Source organism: Rhodoferax ferrireducens, from assembly GCF_031458075.1.
Classification (GTDB): domain Bacteria; phylum Pseudomonadota; class Gammaproteobacteria; order Burkholderiales; family Burkholderiaceae_C; genus Rhodoferax_B; species Rhodoferax_B ferrireducens_A.
On record NZ_JAVDXT010000005.1, the window covers coordinates 220,814 to 237,094 of the forward strand.

The 16,281-nt window shown below is 65.2% G+C and carries 18 protein-coding genes; 10 read left to right on the forward strand and 8 right to left on the reverse strand.

Going from position 1 to position 16,281, the window contains the following annotated elements; translation table 11 throughout:
* Positions 1–69 precede the first annotated feature (69 nt).
* The gene (locus tag J2X19_RS22050) at positions 70–1,923 is read right to left on the reverse strand and encodes an ABCB family ABC transporter ATP-binding protein/permease (RefSeq protein WP_310376562.1); all 1,854 of its coding nucleotides are present in this window, start codon (positions 1,921–1,923) and stop codon (positions 70–72) included.
* A 74-nt stretch (positions 1,924–1,997) separates the two neighbouring features.
* On the opposite strand from J2X19_RS22050, the gene J2X19_RS22055 reads away from it, so the two are divergent.
* Both J2X19_RS22055 and J2X19_RS22060 read left to right on the forward strand, forming a co-directional pair.
* Positions 1,998–2,408 (forward strand): acyl-CoA thioesterase, encoded by a 411-nt coding sequence (locus J2X19_RS22055; RefSeq protein ID WP_116606774.1) that lies wholly within the window; start codon positions 1,998–2,000, stop codon positions 2,406–2,408.
* A 23-nt stretch (positions 2,409–2,431) separates the two neighbouring features.
* Complete coding sequence (locus J2X19_RS22060; protein WP_116606773.1) at positions 2,432–2,851, forward strand: hypothetical protein; 420 nt, start codon at positions 2,432–2,434, stop codon at positions 2,849–2,851.
* 26 nt (positions 2,852–2,877) lie between these two features.
* On the opposite strand, the gene J2X19_RS22065 is transcribed toward J2X19_RS22060, so the two are convergent.
* Together J2X19_RS22065 and J2X19_RS22070 are read right to left on the reverse strand one after the other, a co-directional pair.
* Complete coding sequence (locus J2X19_RS22065) at positions 2,878–3,834, reverse strand: chemotaxis protein (RefSeq protein WP_116606772.1); 957 nt, start codon at positions 3,832–3,834, stop codon at positions 2,878–2,880.
* Positions 3,835–3,987: 153 nt separating this feature from the next.
* The gene (locus J2X19_RS22070; protein ID WP_116606771.1) at positions 3,988–4,572 is read right to left on the reverse strand and encodes a chalcone isomerase family protein; all 585 of its coding nucleotides are present in this window, start codon (positions 4,570–4,572) and stop codon (positions 3,988–3,990) included.
* Positions 4,573–4,929: 357 nt separating this feature from the next.
* Between J2X19_RS22070 and trpE the strand changes: the two genes are divergently transcribed.
* The 6 genes from trpE to J2X19_RS22100 all read left to right on the forward strand — a co-directional run bounded on the left by trpE (position 4,930) and on the right by J2X19_RS22100 (position 9,951).
* Positions 4,930–6,432, forward strand: coding sequence for an anthranilate synthase component I (gene trpE / locus J2X19_RS22075; protein WP_310376566.1), 1,503 nt, complete (start codon positions 4,930–4,932; stop codon positions 6,430–6,432).
* 139 nt (positions 6,433–6,571) lie between these two features.
* Complete coding sequence (locus J2X19_RS22080) at positions 6,572–6,895, forward strand: chorismate mutase (protein ID WP_116606769.1); 324 nt, start codon at positions 6,572–6,574, stop codon at positions 6,893–6,895.
* Positions 6,892–7,467 (forward strand): anthranilate synthase component II, encoded by a 576-nt coding sequence (locus J2X19_RS22085; RefSeq protein WP_116606768.1) that lies wholly within the window; start codon positions 6,892–6,894, stop codon positions 7,465–7,467. Before J2X19_RS22080 ends, J2X19_RS22085 begins: the two co-directional genes overlap by 4 nt.
* The gene (locus J2X19_RS22090) at positions 7,464–8,141 is read left to right on the forward strand and encodes a LysE family translocator (protein ID WP_116606767.1); all 678 of its coding nucleotides are present in this window, start codon (positions 7,464–7,466) and stop codon (positions 8,139–8,141) included. The genes J2X19_RS22085 and J2X19_RS22090 overlap by 4 nt, the downstream gene beginning before the upstream one ends.
* A 13-nt stretch (positions 8,142–8,154) precedes the next feature.
* A complete protein-coding gene (gene trpD, locus J2X19_RS22095) occupies positions 8,155–9,174 on the forward strand; it encodes an anthranilate phosphoribosyltransferase (RefSeq protein ID WP_116606766.1) in 1,020 nt (339 codons plus the stop codon).
* A gap of 63 nt (positions 9,175–9,237) precedes the next feature.
* Positions 9,238–9,951: a class I SAM-dependent methyltransferase gene (locus J2X19_RS22100; protein WP_116606765.1), complete on the forward strand. Its 714-nt coding sequence runs from the start codon at positions 9,238–9,240 to the stop codon at positions 9,949–9,951.
* A 78-nt stretch (positions 9,952–10,029) separates the two neighbouring features.
* Here the strand turns inward: J2X19_RS22100 and J2X19_RS22105 are convergent, their stop codons facing one another.
* Positions 10,030–12,027, reverse strand: a complete 1,998-nt coding sequence (locus J2X19_RS22105) for a methyl-accepting chemotaxis protein (RefSeq protein ID WP_310376572.1) — start codon at positions 12,025–12,027, stop codon at positions 10,030–10,032.
* Between J2X19_RS22105 and J2X19_RS22110 the strand changes: the two genes are divergently transcribed.
* Positions 12,026–12,286, forward strand: a complete 261-nt coding sequence (locus tag J2X19_RS22110) for a hypothetical protein (RefSeq protein WP_310376573.1) — start codon at positions 12,026–12,028, stop codon at positions 12,284–12,286. The genes J2X19_RS22105 and J2X19_RS22110 overlap by 2 nt on opposite strands.
* Before the next feature lie 2 nt (positions 12,287–12,288).
* Here J2X19_RS22110 and J2X19_RS22115 read toward each other — a convergent pair whose 3' ends face one another.
* From J2X19_RS22115 to J2X19_RS22130, 4 genes are all read right to left on the reverse strand, one after another.
* A complete protein-coding gene (locus tag J2X19_RS22115; RefSeq protein ID WP_310376575.1) occupies positions 12,289–12,768 on the reverse strand; it encodes a DoxX family protein in 480 nt (159 codons plus the stop codon).
* A gap of 13 nt (positions 12,769–12,781) precedes the next feature.
* On the reverse strand, positions 12,782–13,531 hold the full coding sequence (locus J2X19_RS22120) for an HvfC/BufC N-terminal domain-containing protein (RefSeq protein WP_310376577.1): 750 nt from the start codon (positions 13,529–13,531) through the stop codon (positions 12,782–12,784).
* Positions 13,528–14,382, reverse strand: coding sequence for an MNIO family bufferin maturase (bufB, locus tag J2X19_RS22125; RefSeq protein ID WP_310376579.1), 855 nt, complete (start codon positions 14,380–14,382; stop codon positions 13,528–13,530). Before bufB ends, J2X19_RS22120 begins: the two co-directional genes overlap by 4 nt.
* Positions 14,383–14,547: 165 nt before the next feature.
* Positions 14,548–14,853 (reverse strand): BufA1 family periplasmic bufferin-type metallophore, encoded by a 306-nt coding sequence (locus tag J2X19_RS22130; RefSeq protein ID WP_116606760.1) that lies wholly within the window; start codon positions 14,851–14,853, stop codon positions 14,548–14,550.
* 133 nt (positions 14,854–14,986) lie between these two features.
* Between J2X19_RS22130 and J2X19_RS22135 the strand changes: the two genes are divergently transcribed.
* Positions 14,987–16,024: an NAD(P)H-dependent flavin oxidoreductase gene (locus J2X19_RS22135; RefSeq protein ID WP_310376582.1), complete on the forward strand. Its 1,038-nt coding sequence runs from the start codon at positions 14,987–14,989 to the stop codon at positions 16,022–16,024.
* The last annotated feature ends 257 nt before the right edge of the window (positions 16,025–16,281 follow it).

Below are 16,281 nucleotides of genomic sequence, written 5' to 3' on the forward strand. Positions count from 1 at the left end.
CTGCCGGTGTTGCCCCCTGCAAGGGGGTGGGCGAAAGATGCGCAGCACTGCAGCCTGGGGGTGAGCAACTTACTCAGAACTCTGCTGCAAGGCCCACATCGCCGCATAGCGGCCGTTCGCCACCAGCAGTTGGGCGTGGGTGCCACGCTCCAGAATCCGGCCGGCGTCCATCACCAGGATCTCGTGCGCATCGACCACGGTGGACAGGCGGTGGGCGATCACCAGCGTGGTCTTGTTGCGGGCAGCCGTCTGCAGCTCGGCCTGGATCGCGCGCTCGTTGGCCGAGTCCAGTGCCGAGGTGGCTTCGTCGAAGATCAGGATGGGCGGATTCTTCAGCAGGGTGCGGGCAATCGCCACGCGCTGCTTCTCGCCGCCCGACAGCTTGAGCCCGCGCTCGCCGACCATGGTGTCGTAGCCCTTGGGCGTGGCGCTGATGAAGCCGTGGATGCGCGCTGCGCGGGCCGCGGCTTCCACCTGTTCACGGCTGGCGCCGGGCTGGCCGTAGGCGATGTTGTATTCCACTGTGTCGTTGAACAGCACCGTGTCCTGCGGCACGATGCCGATGGCCTGGCGCACGCTGGCCTGGGTCACGTTCTGGATGTTCTGCCCGGCAATCAATATCTCGCCCTGCTGCACGTCGTAGAAGCGGAACAGCAGCCGCGCCAGAGTCGATTTGCCCGAGCCCGAGGGCCCGACCACGGCCACCGTCTTGCCGGCGGGGATGTGCAGGCTGATGTCCTGCAGGATGGGCCGCGCCGGGTCGTAGGCAAAGAACACATGGTCGAAGCGCACATCGGCATGGCCGTCACCGGGCTCCAGCTGCAAGGGCTGGGCGCCGGGCGCATCGGCGATCTCGCGCTCTTTCTCCAGCAGCGCGAACATCTTTTCCAGATCCGTCAGGCTTTGCTTGATCTCGCGGTAGATCACGCCCAGGAAGCCCAGGGGGATGTAGAGCTGGATCATGAAGGCGTTGACCATCACCAGGTCGCCCAGGGTCATGCGGCCATCCACCACGCCCTGGGTGGCGCGCCACAGCATGGCCACCAGGCTGCAGGCGATGATCAGTTGCTGGCCGGTGTTCAGCAGGCTCAGCGTGGTTTGGCTTTTGACCGAAGCGCGGCGGTAGCGCTCCAGGTTTTCGTCGTAGCGCTGGGCCTCGAAGGCTTCGTTGTTGAAGTATTTGACGGTCTCGAAGTTCAGCAGCGAATCGATGGCGCGGCTCTGCGCATGCGAGTCCAGCTCGTTCATCTGCTTGCGGAACTGGGTGCGCCACTCGGTCACGGTGACGGTGAAGGCGATGTAGGCCACCAGGGCGATCAAGGTGATCCAGGCAAACCACACATCGAACTTGACGGCCAGCAAGGTCAGCACAAAGCCGACCTCGATCAAGGTCGGCACGATGCTGTACAGCGAATACGAAATCAGCGAATTCACAGCACGGGTGCCGCGCTCGATGTCGCGGGTCATGCCGCCGGTCTGGCGCTCCAGGTGGAAGCGCAGGCTCAGGGCGTGCAGATGCTGGAACACCTCCAGCGAGATGCGCCGCGAGGCACCCGCCGTGGCCTTGGCAAACACCAGCTCGCGCAATTCGGTGAACAGCGAGGTCGACAGACGCAGCAGGCCGTAGCCGACGAGCAGCGCCACTGGCACCACGACCAGCGCGGGAACGCCGCCCAGTGCGTCGCCCGTGAGCTTGCCGCCGGTAGGGCTCATGGCGTCGACCAGCTTCTTCAGCAGCAGCGGCACGCTGACACTGGCCGCCTTGGCGCCGACCATGAAAGTCAGCGCAGCGATCACCCGCCACTTGTACTCCCACAGATAAGGAAACAGCCGGCGCAGGGTGCGCCAGTCGGACGAAGGCGGCGCGGCATGGGCCAGCGCCGGCATAGCAGCAGGAGGAGCGGTTTCGCCGTAGCGGCGCATGGGGGACAATCTCGTGGTTACATGGCTTGCACAATGCCCGGGCCATATTTTTTATATCCAACAGATTGTCCCCTATGCCCACAAATTCAATCGCCTCGGTGGAGTTACCCTCCGACATGGAGTTGGTACTCAAGGTCATCCCCCTGCCGGCCAACTGCAATTCCAGTGGCGACATCTTTGGCGGCTGGGTGATGGCGCAAGTGGATCTGGCTGGTTCGGTGATCCCGTCGCGCATCGCCCAGGGGCGCATTGCTACCGTGGCGGTGAAGGAGTTCGTCTTCAAGCAGCCGGTGCGCCTGGGCGATGTGCTGTCGTTCCTGGCCGCGCCGACCCGCCTGGGCCGGACCTCGGTCACCGTGCGGGTCGAGGTGTATGCCGAGCGCCTGAGCACCCAGGGCAAGTACATCAAGGTGACCGAAGCCTCGCTGACCTATGTGGCCATCACCGACCAGGGCGAACCCCGCCCGCTACCCGTACAGGCCTGAAGCCGCTCTCCACATCCATGCCCATGCAAAACCCCAGCTCCGCATTCAGCCAGGAATGGACCACCCTGCAGAACAACTACGAGCAGCACGAACGCAGCGCCCTGCTGCTGAAATTGGCGGCCGTGGTTTTGTGTGTCTGCGGCTATGTGCTGGCCATCCCCGACCAGCTGAGTGGGGGCATTGCCCTGCTACTGTGGGTGCAGGAAAGCATTTACCGCACCTACCAGGCGCGCTTGGGTGAGCGGATCTTGCGGGTGGAAGCCATGCTGCAGCGGGGCGCGCCGGCCAGCAATGCCTGCCAGCTGCATACCGAGTGGCTGGCCACGCGCAAAGGCGGCCTGGCCCTGGTGGCCGAATACGCAGCCCATGCGCTGCGGCCGACGGTGGCTTTTCCGTATGCCTTGCTGGTGCTGGCGGAACTGGTGTCCTACGTAGGCACCTAGCCCGCCCCGCTACCGCCATCGGAAGACTACTTGGACAGCACCCGGCGGATGGTGGCCGCCAGCTCTTCGGGCACAAACTTGCCCACATAGGCATCGGCGCCGACGCTCTTCACATGCACTTCGTTGGCCGAGCCGGACAAGGACGAGTGGATGATGACGGGCAAGGACTTGAAGCGGTTGTCCTGCTTGATCTTGCGCGTCAGGGTGAAGCCGTCCATCTCCGGCATCTCCAGGTCGGTCAGCATCAAAGCCACCTTGTCTTCGATCGACTTGCCTTCGGCCACGGCCGCGTCGGACATGGCTTGCAAGCGGTCCCAGGCTTCCTTGCCGGTCTTGCACATGACGAAAGGCACGCCAATCGCGACCAGGGCCTGCTCGACCAGGGTGCGCGCCAGGGCCGAATCATCCGCCGCCAACACCACGGCACCGGGGCGCAGCTTGATCGCCGGGCCCAGCACGTTCGGGTCTACGTCGGGCGCTGTCGGCGGCATCACGTTGCGCAGAATCTGCTCCACGTCCAGCACCTGGGCCAGGCGGGTGTTGTCCACATCGCCGTCCAAGCGGGCGATGCTGGTGATCATGCCGCCGGCGGTGTTCGACTCGGCCGACAGCACCTGGCTCCAGTCCAGGCGCACGATCTGGTCGACTTCTTCGACCGCAAACGCCTGGGTCGAGCGCGCGTATTCGGTCACCATCAGGATGTTCAGGCCATTCTTTGGCAGGCAGCCCACGGCGCCTGCCAGGTCGATCACCGGGATCACCTGGCCGCGGATATTGGTCATGCCCAGCATGTGCTTGGTGGAACCGGCGACGGCTGTGATGGTCGGCATGACCATGATTTCGCGCACCTTGAACACATTGATACCAAACAACTCGCGCTGGGCGGAGTGGGCAGCCTCACCCAAGCGGAACAGCAACAGTTCAAACTTATTGCTGCTGGTGAGATTGGTACGTTCGTCTACCTCTTGCTGGACTGTGGCCATGGTTTTCCCCTTAGATGCGTGCCATTAGAACTGGATTTAAATTTTTTACAAGTTTTAACACCTGCCATCTGGCGCCCAAAACGGCCCAATCCGGTGCAGAAGAATGTAACAGCATGATTCATGCCTTCAAGATGCGGCTGGCTGCCACGGCACTCAGCCTGGCTTGCCCAGCAGCGCATCCTTGAGCTTGAAGTCCGCCGGGCTGGGCCCAAGCCAGATGCGCAGCAAGGCGTTGAAGAATTCGGCTTCGGGAAAGGGCTCACCCTGCGGCTTGCCCTTGACCAGCAGCACCGTGCCCACACCGGGCGTCCATTCCAATACGAAGTTATCGCCGGGCACCAGCTTCTTTTGTTCCGCGAAGACCTGGCCCATGCGGAACAGGCTGGGCACCAGCTTGGACAGCTCGCCCCGGCCGGTGTTGTCTTCCACACCGCGGGTGAACAGCTTGCCCAGCTCGTTGGCGTCGATCTCACGCAGCATGTGGATGCTGATGCGCTTGGGGCCGGGCGCAGCCATTACCTCGTCGGGGGTGCTGGCCTTTTTACCCAGGTACAGGCCTGCGCTGTAGACCTTGAACACGGCCTTGTAGCGCACGCCCGCGCCATTCAGCAGCAGCGTCGTGCCGCCCTGCTCCACGCTGTCGGCGTAGGGCACGCCCGCCACCGTCACGGCGGTGGCCGGAAGCGCCAGGGCCAACAGGCCCGCCAGCGCGGCTGAACAAACAAAGCGAGATTTCATGCAGACCAATCTTTTGTACGGAGGAGGCATTCGCACCGAGGCCTGCATTTTCACCGTTCGTGTGGCGTTTTACCCCGGAATCCCCTGGTAGATACCCTGAACCCACAGGCCAGACCGGCCGGAACCCCGGTTCGGGTTTGCTACACTTTAGCCATGTCCACCTCACGCACGATCATTGCAGGCTGCCCATGCCAGGGAGCCTGGTCCTGGCGCAAGCCAACATCTGCGCGCACCTGATCGCACGGCACGGCCGTGCCCCCCGCGCCTCGTTTCCGAGGCAATTGGTTGAATTGGACACACAGCACTCCGTGCTGTCGCCTGGCCCCAGCGGCCCAGGCTCTCTTAAAAGGCAACTCCGTGATTACCGAACTCGAATTCAAAAGCCTGGCCCAGGACGGGTACAACCGCATCCCCTTGATGCTGGAAGCCTTCGCCGACCTGGAAACCCCACTCTCGCTGTACCTCAAACTGGCGCATAGCCGCAACGGCGGGGCCTATAGCTTCCTGCTGGAATCGGTGGTCGGTGGCGAACGCTTTGGCCGCTACAGCTTCATCGGCCTGCCGGCGCGCAGCTTTCTGCGTGCCAGCGGCTTCGGCGCCGAGGCCCAGACCGAAGTGGTACGCGACGGCACTGTCATCGAAACCCACCAGGGCAACCCGCTAGACTTCATCGAAACCTACCAGAAGCGCTTCAAGGTCGCGCTGCGGCCCGGCCTGCCACGCTTCTGCGGCGGCCTGGCCGGCTACTTCGGCTACGACGCAGTGCGCTACATCGAGAAAAAGCTGGAAGCCAGCTGCCCACCCGACACCCTGGGCTGCCCCGACATCATGCTGCTGCAGTGTGAAGAGCTGGCAGTGATCGACAACCTGTCGGGCAAGCTGTACCTGATCGTCTATGCCGACCCCAGCCAGCCCGAGGCCTACTCCACCGCCAAGAAACGCCTGCGCGAACTCAAGGAACAGCTCAAGTACTCTGTCAGCGCGCCCATCGTCAAACCCACGCAAGGCCACCCGACCGAGCGCGAATTCGCCAAGGCCGACTACATCGCGGCAGTCGAACGTGCCAAGGAGCTGATCGCCGGCGGTGACTTCATGCAGGTGCAGATCGGCCAGCGCATCAAGAAGCGCTATACCGAATCCCCGCTGTCGCTGTACCGCGCGCTGCGGGCGCTGAACCCTTCGCCCTACATGTTCTTCTACAACATGGGCGACTTCCATGTGGTCGCCGCCTCGCCGGAAATCCTGGTGCGGCAAGAGTCCATGCCCGGTGGCGAACAAAAAGTCACCATCCGCCCGCTGGCCGGCACCCGCCCGCGCGGATCTTCGCCCGAGGCCGACAAAGCCGCCGAAGCCGAACTCATCGCCGACCCCAAGGAACGCGCCGAACACGTGATGCTGATCGACCTGGCACGCAACGACATCGGCCGCATCGCCAAGATCGGCAGCGTCAAGGTCACCGAGGCCTTTGCGGTGGAGCGCTACAGCCATGTGATGCACATCGTCAGCAATGTCGAAGGCACGCTGCTGGACGGCATGAGCGCCATCGATGTGCTCAAGGCCACCTTCCCCGCCGGGACGCTGACCGGCGCGCCCAAGGTGCATGCCATGGAGCTGATTGACCAGCTGGAGCCCACCAAGCGCGGCCTGTACGGCGGCGCCTGCGGCTACATCAGCTACGCGGGCGACATGGACGTGGCCATCACCATCCGCACCGGCATCATCAAGAACCAGACCTTGTTCGTGCAGGCCGCGGCCGGCGTGGTCGCCGACTCGGTGCCCGAGCTGGAATGGAAGGAAACCGAGGCCAAGGCCCGCGCCTTGCTGCGCGCCAGCGAACTCGTAGAGGAAGGCCTGGAATGAAAAAGATCCACGCTCACCCCCAGGCTTGCCCGCTTCGCGTGGCCTCCTACCCCCTTGCAGGGGGCCATACCAGCAGCCCGGCAAAGCCGGTTCTGCGGTATGCCGTGAACCAGTCAATTCACACCGTGGAGCTTTGAACATGAGCGAATCCATTCCCCGTGCAAAACATTGCAACAACATGGCTGAAGTGCGCCAGCACATCGACGCGCTGGACGAACGCATCGTCGCCCTGGTGGCCGAGCGCAGCGACTACATGACCCAGGCCGCGCGCATCAAGCAGCGTGCCGACCAGATCGTCGACCTGGAGCGGGTCGAGTTCATCGTCGCCCGCGTCAAAGCCCAGGCCGCCCGCCTGGGTGCGCCGCCGGAAATTCTGGAAGCCACCTACCGCGCCATGATCGATGCGTCCATCGTCTATGAGCAACGCACGTTTGACAAAATCCACGCAGGAGAGTCCGCATGAAACTGCTGATGATCGACAACTACGACAGCTTCACCTACAACATCGTCCAGTACTTCGGTGAACTGGGCGCCGATGTGGAGGTGGTGCGCAACGACGAAATCACCCTCGAGGAAATCAGCGCGCGCAAGCCGGACCGGCTGGTGATCTCCCCCGGCCCCTGCTCGCCCAAAGAGGCTGGCATCTCCGTCGCCGCGATCCAGCACTTCGCCGGCAAGCTGCCCATCCTGGGCGTCTGCCTGGGCCACCAGGCCATCGGCGCGGCCTTCGGCGGAACCATCATCCGGGCCCAGCAGCTGATGCACGGCAAGACCAGTGTGATCACCACGACCCAGCAAGGCGTGTTCGCCGGCCTGCCCGAGCAGTTCACCGTGAACCGCTACCACTCGCTGTCCATCGAGCGCAGCAGCTGCCCGGCCGATCTGGAGATCACCGCCTGGACCGATGACGGCGAAATCATGGGCGTGCGCCACAAGACGCTGGCCATCGAGGGCGTGCAGTTCCACCCCGAGTCCATCCTCACCGAGCATGGCCACGCGATGCTGAAGAACTTCCTGGACCAGGGGGCGCGATGAGCCTGGACGCGCTGGGCATCGTCCACCTGCCGCTGTTCATCGCCGCCGGCTGGCTGCTGAACCTGACACCCGGCCCGGACGTGTTCTACATCCTCAGCAACGGCCTGCGCGGCGGCTGGCGGGCCGGCGTGGTGGCGGCCTTTGGCATCACCGCCGGCTGCTTCGTCCACATCTTCGCGGCCGCCGTCGGCATCAGCGCGCTGATCACCGCCTCGGCCACCGCCTTCACGGTGCTGAAGTGGGTGGGTGCGGCCTACCTGGTGTGGGTGGGCGTGCAGATGCTGCGTGCGCCCAAACCCCTGGATGCTACGGATTCGATAGCTGTCCCCGCAGATTCCACCAGCGCCAGCGGCACAAAAAGCTTGAAGATGGTATTTCTGCAAGGCTTCTGGACCAATGCGCTGAACCCCAAGGTGGCGCTGTTCTTTCTGGCCTTTCTGCCGCAGTTCATCACCCCGGGCAGCGCGCATCCCACGCTGTCCTTCCTGCTGCTCGGCCTGCTGTTCAACCTGAACGCGGTGCCGATCAACCTCGGCTATGCCTTGCTAGCCGCCTGGGCCGCCCGCCGCATGGGCGCGGTGCGGCGTGGCATGCACTGGCTGGAACGCGGTGCCGGCGCGCTGTTTGTCGGCTTTGGCCTGAAGCTGGCGCTGTCCAGCACCCCTAGCAATTGAACCGGAGCCTCCCATGATCACCCCCCAAGAAGCCCTGCAGCGCACCATCGAACACCGCGAAATCTTCCACGACGAGATGCTGCACCTGATGCGGCTAATCATGAACGGCGAGATGTCGCCGGTGATGATGGCCGCGCTGATCACCGGCCTGCGCGTGAAGAAGGAAACCATAGGCGAGATCACCGCCGCCGCCCAGGTGATGCGCGAGTTCTCCACCAAGGTGCATGTGGCCGACCCCACCCACTTGGTCGACATCGTCGGCACCGGTGGCGACGGCTCGCACACCTTCAACATCTCCACCTGCAGCATGTTCGTGGCCGCGGCCGGCGGGGCCAAGGTCAGCAAGCATGGCGGGCGCAGCGTCAGCAGCACCAGCGGCAGCGCCGACGTGCTGGAGCAGCTGGGCGTGAACATCAACCTGCCACCCGAGCGCATCGCCCAGTGCATTGCCGAGGTCGGCATAGGCTTCATGTTCGCCCCCAACCACCACCCGGCGATGAAGAACGTGGCGCCGGTGCGCAAGGAGCTGGGCGTGCGCACCCTGTTCAACATCCTCGGCCCGCTGACCAATCCGGCCGGCGCGCCGAACATCCTGATGGGCGTGTTCCACCAGGACCTGGTGGGCATCCAGATCCGCGCACTGCAGCGCCTGGGCGCCGAGCACGCGCTGGTGGTCTACGGCAAGGACGGCATGGACGAAGTCAGCCTGGGCGCGGCCACCCTGGTCGGCGAGCTGAAGAACGGCGAAATCCGCGAATACGAAATCCACCCCGAAGACTTCGGCATGACCATGGCCAGCCACCGCGCGCTACGGGTCGACACCCCCGAACAGTCGCGCGCCATGCTGATGGGCGTGCTGGACAACGACCACGGCGCGGCCCGCGACATCGTGATCCTCAACGCCGGCGCCAGCCTGTATGCCGCCAATGTGGCCGATTCGCTGCCAGCCGGCCTGGAGATTGCGCGCAAAGCTATCGAATCCGGAGCAGCCAAAGCCAAACTGCAGGCCCTGGTGGCGGCTACGGCGGGCTGAAGCACCGCCAACCACTTATGGGGCTGGGCCTGGAGGCCGCAGCCCGGCCCCTAGAATTCCTGCATGCACGCCACCCCTCTGTCTATCCCCTCGCCCGCCTACATCGAAGAAACCCGCTTCGGCAACTGGTTCCTGAACACCCCCACCTGGAAGATCCATGTGCTGGGCCGGGCACTCAACGATCTGCAGACCCTGCTACCCCAAGGCGCCGGGCCGTTTGACACCATCGTCGATGTGGGCTGCGGCTTCGGCCACTCGTTTCTCGAGCTGGCGCGGCGCTTTGCCCCGCGGCAGATCATCGGCCTGGACGCCGCCCCCGAACTGCAGCAGCGCACCGCCCAGGCCGTCGCCGACTGCGCCAGCGCGGTACAGCTGCTGGAATGCCACGCAGCGGCCATCGCGCTGCCCGATGCCTCGGTGGATATGGTGTTCTGCCACCAGACCTTCCACCACATCGTCGAGCAAGAAGCTGCGCTGGCCGAATTCTTCCGCGTGCTGAAACCCGGCGGCTACCTGCTGTTTGCCGAGTCCACCCGCTACTACATCCACTCGCTGCCGATCAAGCTGCTGTTCCGCCATCCCATGGACGTGCAGCGCACCGCCGACGAATACCAGGCCCAGCTGCGCGCCGCCGGCTTTGCCTTCGACAGCAGCCATGTCTCTCTGCCCTACCTGTGGTGGAGCCGGCCCGATCTGGGCTTCTTCGAATGGCTGGGCCGGCCCGTGCCCACGCAGCGCAACGAAACCATGGTGAACCTGGTAGCGCACAAGCCCTAGGCCGGGCAGCGCTATATCTTCAATAGCTGCTAGCGCAGATGGAGTAAGCGCCAGCGGCCGATTGACTCTGATTCCCGCTTAGAAGCTTTCCCAGTCCGACTCAGCCCCCGCCGCCGGCTTGGGCGCCGGGGCGCTGGGCTTGGGTGCCGACAGCTTGATGGGCTTGGCCGGCAGCGGCTTGCGGGCCGCTGGCGCGGGTGCCGACACAGGCCTAGTAGGTGCACTGCGCGCGACCGGCCGGGCTGGTGCAGCCACCGCAGGTGTGTGCCTAGGCGCCACGGTGCGTGCGGGTGCGGCGTGCGGGTGCTGGGCCGTATGCGCGCCGAGCTTGAAGGCGCCGACCACCTGCACCAGATCGCCGGCCTGGGTCTTCAGGCTGCTGGCCGCGGCCGCCATTTCCTCCACCAGCGCAGCGTTCTGCTGGGTCGCCTGGTCCATGTGGGTCACGGCCTCGCCGACCTGGGACACACCGGCGCTCTGCTCGGAGCTGGCCACGCTGATCTCGCCCATGATCTGGGTCACGCGCTGGATCGAGCCCACCACCTCGGTCATCGTCGTACCGGCTTGGTCGACCAGACTCGTACCCTGCTCCACCCGCTCGACGCTGGCGTTGATCAGCGCCTTGATTTCCTTCGCCGCCTCGGCAGAGCGGCCGGCCAGGCTGCGCACCTCGGAGGCCACCACCGCGAAACCCCGGCCCTGCTCGCCCGCCCGCGCGGCTTCGACCGCCGCGTTCAGCGCCAGGATATTCGTCTGGAAAGCGATGCCGTCGATCACGCTGATGATGTCGGAGATCTTCTTCGACGAGTCGTTGATGCCCTTCATGGTCTCGACCACCTGGCCCACCACCTCGCCGCCGCGTATCGCCACGCTGGACGCGCTCTGGGCCAGCTGGTTGGCCTGGCGCGCGCTGTCGGCGTTCTGCTTGACGGTGGCGCCCAGCTGCTCCATCGACGCCGAGGTCTGCTCCAGCGCGCTGGCCTGGCTTTCGGTGCGGGCACTCAGGTCGTTATTGCCCTGCGAGATTTCCACGCTGGCGATGGCCACGCCGTCAGCGCTGGTGCGTACCTGCAACATCACCGCATGGATCTTTTCGACAAACTGGTTGAAGCTGCCGGCAATCGCGGCCAGCTCGTCCTGGCCGGTAGTGGCCACGCGCAGGGTCAGGTCGCCGTCGCCCGAGCCCACGTCCAGCATGGCGTCGCGCAGCACGGTCAGGCGGCCCAGTACCTTGGTCAGCAGGGCGCTGATTACCGCCACCACCAGCAATGCAATCACCAGGCTGCCGACCAGCGAATACCAGACCATGGAGCGCACGCCAGCCAGCGCCTCGTCGCGGTGCAACGCGATCAATAGAGTCCAGTCGGTGCCGGCGATCGGTGCGGCATAGACCAGCCGGGCTTCGTCGCGGATGCGCACCTCGGTCAAGCCGCTCAGCGCCGCCAGGCCCGCCGAGTCCAGGCCCGGCGCGATGTCGGTGACTGGCTTGCGCAGCAGGGCCTGGTCTTCGTGCACCACGATCTTGCCGTCCTTGGCGACGATGAAGCCATAGGTGCCAGGCGTGGGGCGGATCGACGCGACATTGCGCGCCACCGTGTCCATCAGCACATCGGTGCCGATGACCGCCTTGACCGCACCGCTGTCCTTGACTGCGCTGGCAAAGGTGATCAGCAGCTTCTTCGACGAGGCGCCGATGTAGGGTTCGGTGACCACCGGTCCAGGCGCTGCCGCGGCCAACTTGTACCAGGGCCGTGCGGTTGGATCGTAGTCGGGTGCGCGATTGCGCACCTCGGAGAACACGGCTTTCTTGTCCGCGTAGCCGATGTAGGCCAGGTCCACCCCGCCGGCAATCTTGGCCTGGGCCAGCGACTTGACCGGGTCTTCGTCGGCCACCGCAGCGACCAGCGAAGCCACCACACGCTGGTTCTCCGCCACCCACTGGGCAATGCCCTCGGCATGCGACAGCGCCAGGGCCTTGGCCTGGCTGTTGAGCGAATCCAAGGCGAACTGGCGGGCGATCTGCAGATTGGTGGCCGACAGGGCCAGCAACCCGACCAGCACCAGCAGGCCCGTCATGGCCACGATTTTCCCGCGCAGGGATTTGGACAAAGACAACATAGAAAACCGCCTGACCTGGGGTGTGAAGAAGCCGGCGGCAAGGCCGGGCTACAGCGAGCGCAGGCGCAACCGGAGATGCCTGTGTTTACGCCTGGTAACAAATGCTAACGGCAGCGCCAGACTTGTCCAGCAGTTTCCTGGTGCACAGCCGCCATCTTTAAGGAAAACAGGGCTGCAGCGCTTATTAAACCTGCGTCAGCAGCTATTTTTTATATAGCATCAGAAACGACGGGCGATCCACTGGTCCAGCGACAGCTTGCCCGGCCCCTGCGCCACCAGGTACAGCAGCAGCGCCGCCCAGGTGCCGTGGGTGGGGTAGGCATCGGGGTAGACGAAGAGCTGGATGGTCAAGGTCATGCCCAATAAGGCCAGGGCCGAAAAGCGAGTCGCCAAGCCGACCAGCAACAGCAGCGGGAACACATGCTCGGCGCAGGCAGCCAGGGGCGCGGCGATTTCGGGCGGGACGAAAGGCAGCCGGTATTCGTCGCGGAACAGGGCGATGGCCGACTCCGACAGCCGCGGCCAGCCGAGCTGGAAGTCGCCGCCAACAATGTCGATGGCCAGGCCCTGGATCTTGGTCTGGCCGGATTTCCAGAACACCGCCGCCACCGAGAAGCGGGCCAGCAAGGCGATCAGCGAATGGGGGATGCGTGCACACAGCGCAATGCACTGCCGCAGCAGCAGGGAAACAGATGCCATGGTATTCATGGTGTTAGGCCTCGGTAGACATATGGGTGATGAGCTGCTGGCGGATCAGCAGGGCCAGGGTTTGGGGTAGGTCCAGCGCCGGGTCCACGCTGGCGGCGGCGAGCAGGCTGTCGCCCTGCTGCAGCGCCTGGATACAGGCGGCGCTGGCAGCCGGAATCTCCAGCACCTCCACCTCCCAGCCATTGCGCAGCACCAGCGCGGTCTGCGCCTGGTAGGGATCGATCTTGGCCATCGGTAGCAGGCCCTGGTGCGCAGCCCACAGGTCGCAGATGGCAAACGGCGATGCCAGCAGCTGCAGGCTGGGGTCCAAACCCAGGCGCAGCTGCGCCAGCAACTGCGGGTCGGCCAGGGCCGCCTGCAAAGCCTGGGGCGGCAGCGGCTCGGCATCGGCCGCGTGGTAGGCCCGCACGCGGGCCCGCTCCAGCCGCGCCACGTCGGCCAGGTAGGGCAGGCTGGCGGCCGGTGCAAAACCGGCGATGAAGTCCGGCAGCTCGGCGCCATACCAGGCCATGACCCGCGTGCGCGGCGGGTGCGCCTGGACGAACTGCCGCGCCATGGCCTGGAAGAAGTCGTCCCCCACCAGAGCCAGCACCACCGGGAAGCTGGTGGCCAGCGCATCGACCAGCGACACCACTACGTTGTTGCGGTAGACGTTGAAGCGCACCGCCGGGTCGGAGCCGTTCCAGGTGTGCAGGCCGGGCGGGCACGGCAGCGCGGGCTGGAACAAGGCCTGGGCAAAAGCCGCCTGGTTCATGCCGCCTCCGCCCATGCCAACAAATGCTGTTCGGCCGCATGCGCCTCGGCCAACAGCACCGGTAGCGCGGGGACTTCGTTGTCGCGTTCGATCAGCGTGGCCACCGGGCCGGTCAGGCGCAGCGCGGCGGCATACAAGTCCCACACCGGCTGGGCCACGGGCGTGCCATGGCTGTCGATCAGCAGCCGGTCGCCGGCGCCGTCCTGCTGCTCGGCAAAGCCGGCCAGGTGGATCTCGCCCACCTGGTCCAGCGGCAGTGCCTGCAGATAGGCCAAGGCGTCGAAATGGTGGTTGACGCTGCTGACGTACAGGTTGTTCACGTCCAGCAGCAGGCCGCAGCCGGTGCGGCGCAGCACCTCGCGGATAAAAGCAGTCTCGGTCAGCGTGGAGGCGCTGAACTGCACATAGGTGGCCGGGTTCTCCAGCAGCATGCGGCGCTGCAGCCGGCTCTGCACCTGGTCGATGTGGTCGCAGACGCGCTGCAAGGTTGCGGCGGTATAGGGCAAGGGCAGCAGGTCGTTGAGAAACACACCGCCGTGGCTGGACCAGGCAAGGTGTTCGGAAAAGGATAGCGGTGCGTAGCGGTCCAGCAACCGGGCCAGCGCGTCGAGGTGCGTGGTATCCAACGGGCCCGCGGCACCGATGGACAGGCCAACGCCGTGGATGGACAGCGGATAGCGTTCGCGGATGCGCGTCAGCGTCTGGTGAAAAGGCCCGCCGTCCACCAGGTAGTTTTCGGCATGCACTTCGAAGAAGCCCAGTTCGGGCGCGGTGTCCAGAATCTGCCGGATATGGGCGGATTTCAGACCGATGCCCGACCTGTTGGGCAGCGCAAACGCGGAATCAAACATGGTGGCTTGGGTCTCAACGTTGGGTGAAATGCCGAACAACACTGCGCGCCGCATGGAGAGCAACAGTGCCCCTGGGATACCGCGGAACCGGCTTCGCCGGGCCGCTGGTATCGCCCCCTGCAAGGGGGTTGGCGAAAACGCGAAGCGTGTAGCCTGGGGGTGTGCCTACATCTTGGCGGTGAAAGCCATCTTCTGGCCCATGCCGGTGGGTGAGGTGGGCGACTTCAGGGTCTCGCAGGTGCCAGCGGGCACATACTTCCAGGCATTCGCCTGGTAGTCCATCTTGGCCGTGCCTGCGCAGGTGGTGCCGGCACCGGCCGCGCAATCGTTCTTGGCCTTCATGGCCACGCCAAAGCATTTCTCCTTCTCGTCGGCAGCGGCGGCGGGGGCGGCAGCCATGGCCAGTGCCGAGCCGAGTGCCAGGGCCAGCACGGCGGTGGATGCGAAGGATGTGGGAGCGCGAGTGGTCATAAGAATCTCCGGTAGGTCAATGAAGAGGGGTTGGAATACAGCAGGGTGTTGGCCTTGCTGAGCAGTAGTCCGCGCAGCCGCTGGTTTCTTACAGGCAGGGGTATAGTTTTTGAAAATTCTTTCTGGAGCGCATATGCCACTCACGACTTTGCTGGGTACCCAGCTGCCCCTCATACAGTCACCCATGGCGGGCGCGCAAGGCAGTGCGATGGCCGTGGCGGTCAGCAATGCGGGTGGCCTGGGCTCGCTGCCCGCGGCCATGCTGAGCCTGGATGCACTGCGCGAGGAGCTGGAGAAAATCCGCGCCCAGACCAGCCGGCCCTACAACGTGAACTTCTTTTGCCATACGCAGCCGCAGCCCGACCCGGCGCGCGAAGCGGCCTGGCATGCGACCCTGGCGCCCTATTACCAGGAGCTGGGCGTAGACCCCGCGCAGATCGTGGCCGGCCCGGGGCGTGCGGCTTTCAATGCCGCGGCGGCGGACCTGCTGCAGGAGTTTCGTCCGCCGGTGGTGAGCTTCCACTTCGGCCTGCCGGCGCCCGAGCTGCTGACCCAGGTGCGCAGCTGGGGCGCCAAGGTGCTGGTGTCGGCCACCACGGTGGAAGAAGCGCTGTGGCTGGAGGCCCGCGGGGTCGACGCGGTGATCGCCCAGGGCCTGGAGGCCGGCGGCCACCGCGGCCACTTTTTGTCGCACGACCTGACGCGGCAGATGGGCACGTTTGCGCTGCTGCCGCAGATCGTGCGCGCGGTGCGCATACCGGTGATCGCCGCTGGCGGCATTGCCGATGCCCACGGCGTGGCCGCCGCCATGGCGCTGGGCGCAGCCGGCGTGCAGGCGGGCACCGCCTATATGCTGTGCGACGAAGCCACTACCAGCGCGTTGCACCGGGCCGCGCTGCAGTCACCGGCGGCGCGGCACACGGCGCTGACCTCGCTGTTCACCGGACGCCCGGCACGCGGCATCAGCAACCGACTGATGCGCGAGCTGGGGCCGCTGAATGCCAACGCCCCGGCCTTCCCGCTGGCCACCGCGGCCATTGCCCCGCTACGCGCAAAGGCCGAGAGCCAGCACAGCGGCGACTTCTCGCCACTCTGGTCAGGCCAGAACGCCAGCGCCTGCCAGGCCCTGCCCGCGGCCGAAGTCACGCGCCTGCTGGCCCAGGGCTTCTAGCCCTCCTCGCCCCCATATAGGCCGGGCCCGCGCAGGCCTGCGCCTTGCGCCTGAAGTTACGCCTGGAAACAAATGGGCGTGAGTTACAGCCCGTTACCGAGGGCAAGTACCAATGTTTGTAAAGCGCTTACACCGAAAATGTAACCGCTTACATTGCTGCAGCCCACCCTGCGCACCAGAGCAAAAACCATGCTGTATCCGCGTCTGCGGCTTTGTTGCGCGCAGGCCCCGGCACCGGTACGACCACCCGTTGGAGA

What these genes read in the sequence shown, in the direction of transcription:
- J2X19_RS22135 (WP_310376582.1), top strand. Translation starts at nt 14,987, where the DNA reads ATGCCACTCACGACTTTGCTGGGTACCCAGCTGCCCCTCATACAGTCA.
- J2X19_RS22080 (WP_116606769.1), top strand. Translation starts at nt 6,572, where the DNA reads ATGAGCGAATCCATTCCCCGTGCAAAACATTGCAACAACATGGCTGAA.
- J2X19_RS22070 (WP_116606771.1), bottom strand. Translation starts at nt 4,572, where the DNA reads ATGAAATCTCGCTTTGTTTGTTCAGCCGCGCTGGCGGGCCTGTTGGCC.
- J2X19_RS22120 (WP_310376577.1), bottom strand. Translation starts at nt 13,531, where the DNA reads ATGAACCAGGCGGCTTTTGCCCAGGCCTTGTTCCAGCCCGCGCTGCCG.
- J2X19_RS22065 (WP_116606772.1), bottom strand. Translation starts at nt 3,834, where the DNA reads ATGGCCACAGTCCAGCAAGAGGTAGACGAACGTACCAATCTCACCAGC.
- J2X19_RS22130 (WP_116606760.1), bottom strand. Translation starts at nt 14,853, where the DNA reads ATGACCACTCGCGCTCCCACATCCTTCGCATCCACCGCCGTGCTGGCC.
- J2X19_RS22100 (WP_116606765.1), top strand. Translation starts at nt 9,238, where the DNA reads ATGCACGCCACCCCTCTGTCTATCCCCTCGCCCGCCTACATCGAAGAA.
- bufB (WP_310376579.1), bottom strand. Translation starts at nt 14,382, where the DNA reads ATGTTTGATTCCGCGTTTGCGCTGCCCAACAGGTCGGGCATCGGTCTG.
- J2X19_RS22060 (WP_116606773.1), top strand. Translation starts at nt 2,432, where the DNA reads ATGCAAAACCCCAGCTCCGCATTCAGCCAGGAATGGACCACCCTGCAG.
- J2X19_RS22105 (WP_310376572.1), bottom strand. Translation starts at nt 12,027, where the DNA reads ATGACGGGCCTGCTGGTGCTGGTCGGGTTGCTGGCCCTGTCGGCCACC.
- J2X19_RS22055 (WP_116606774.1), top strand. Translation starts at nt 1,998, where the DNA reads ATGCCCACAAATTCAATCGCCTCGGTGGAGTTACCCTCCGACATGGAG.
- J2X19_RS22050 (WP_310376562.1), bottom strand. Translation starts at nt 1,923, where the DNA reads ATGCGCCGCTACGGCGAAACCGCTCCTCCTGCTGCTATGCCGGCGCTG.
- J2X19_RS22090 (WP_116606767.1), top strand. Translation starts at nt 7,464, where the DNA reads ATGAGCCTGGACGCGCTGGGCATCGTCCACCTGCCGCTGTTCATCGCC.
- J2X19_RS22115 (WP_310376575.1), bottom strand. Translation starts at nt 12,768, where the DNA reads ATGGCATCTGTTTCCCTGCTGCTGCGGCAGTGCATTGCGCTGTGTGCA.
- trpD (WP_116606766.1), top strand. Translation starts at nt 8,155, where the DNA reads ATGATCACCCCCCAAGAAGCCCTGCAGCGCACCATCGAACACCGCGAA.
- J2X19_RS22085 (WP_116606768.1), top strand. Translation starts at nt 6,892, where the DNA reads ATGAAACTGCTGATGATCGACAACTACGACAGCTTCACCTACAACATC.
- J2X19_RS22110 (WP_310376573.1), top strand. Translation starts at nt 12,026, where the DNA reads ATGGCCACGATTTTCCCGCGCAGGGATTTGGACAAAGACAACATAGAA.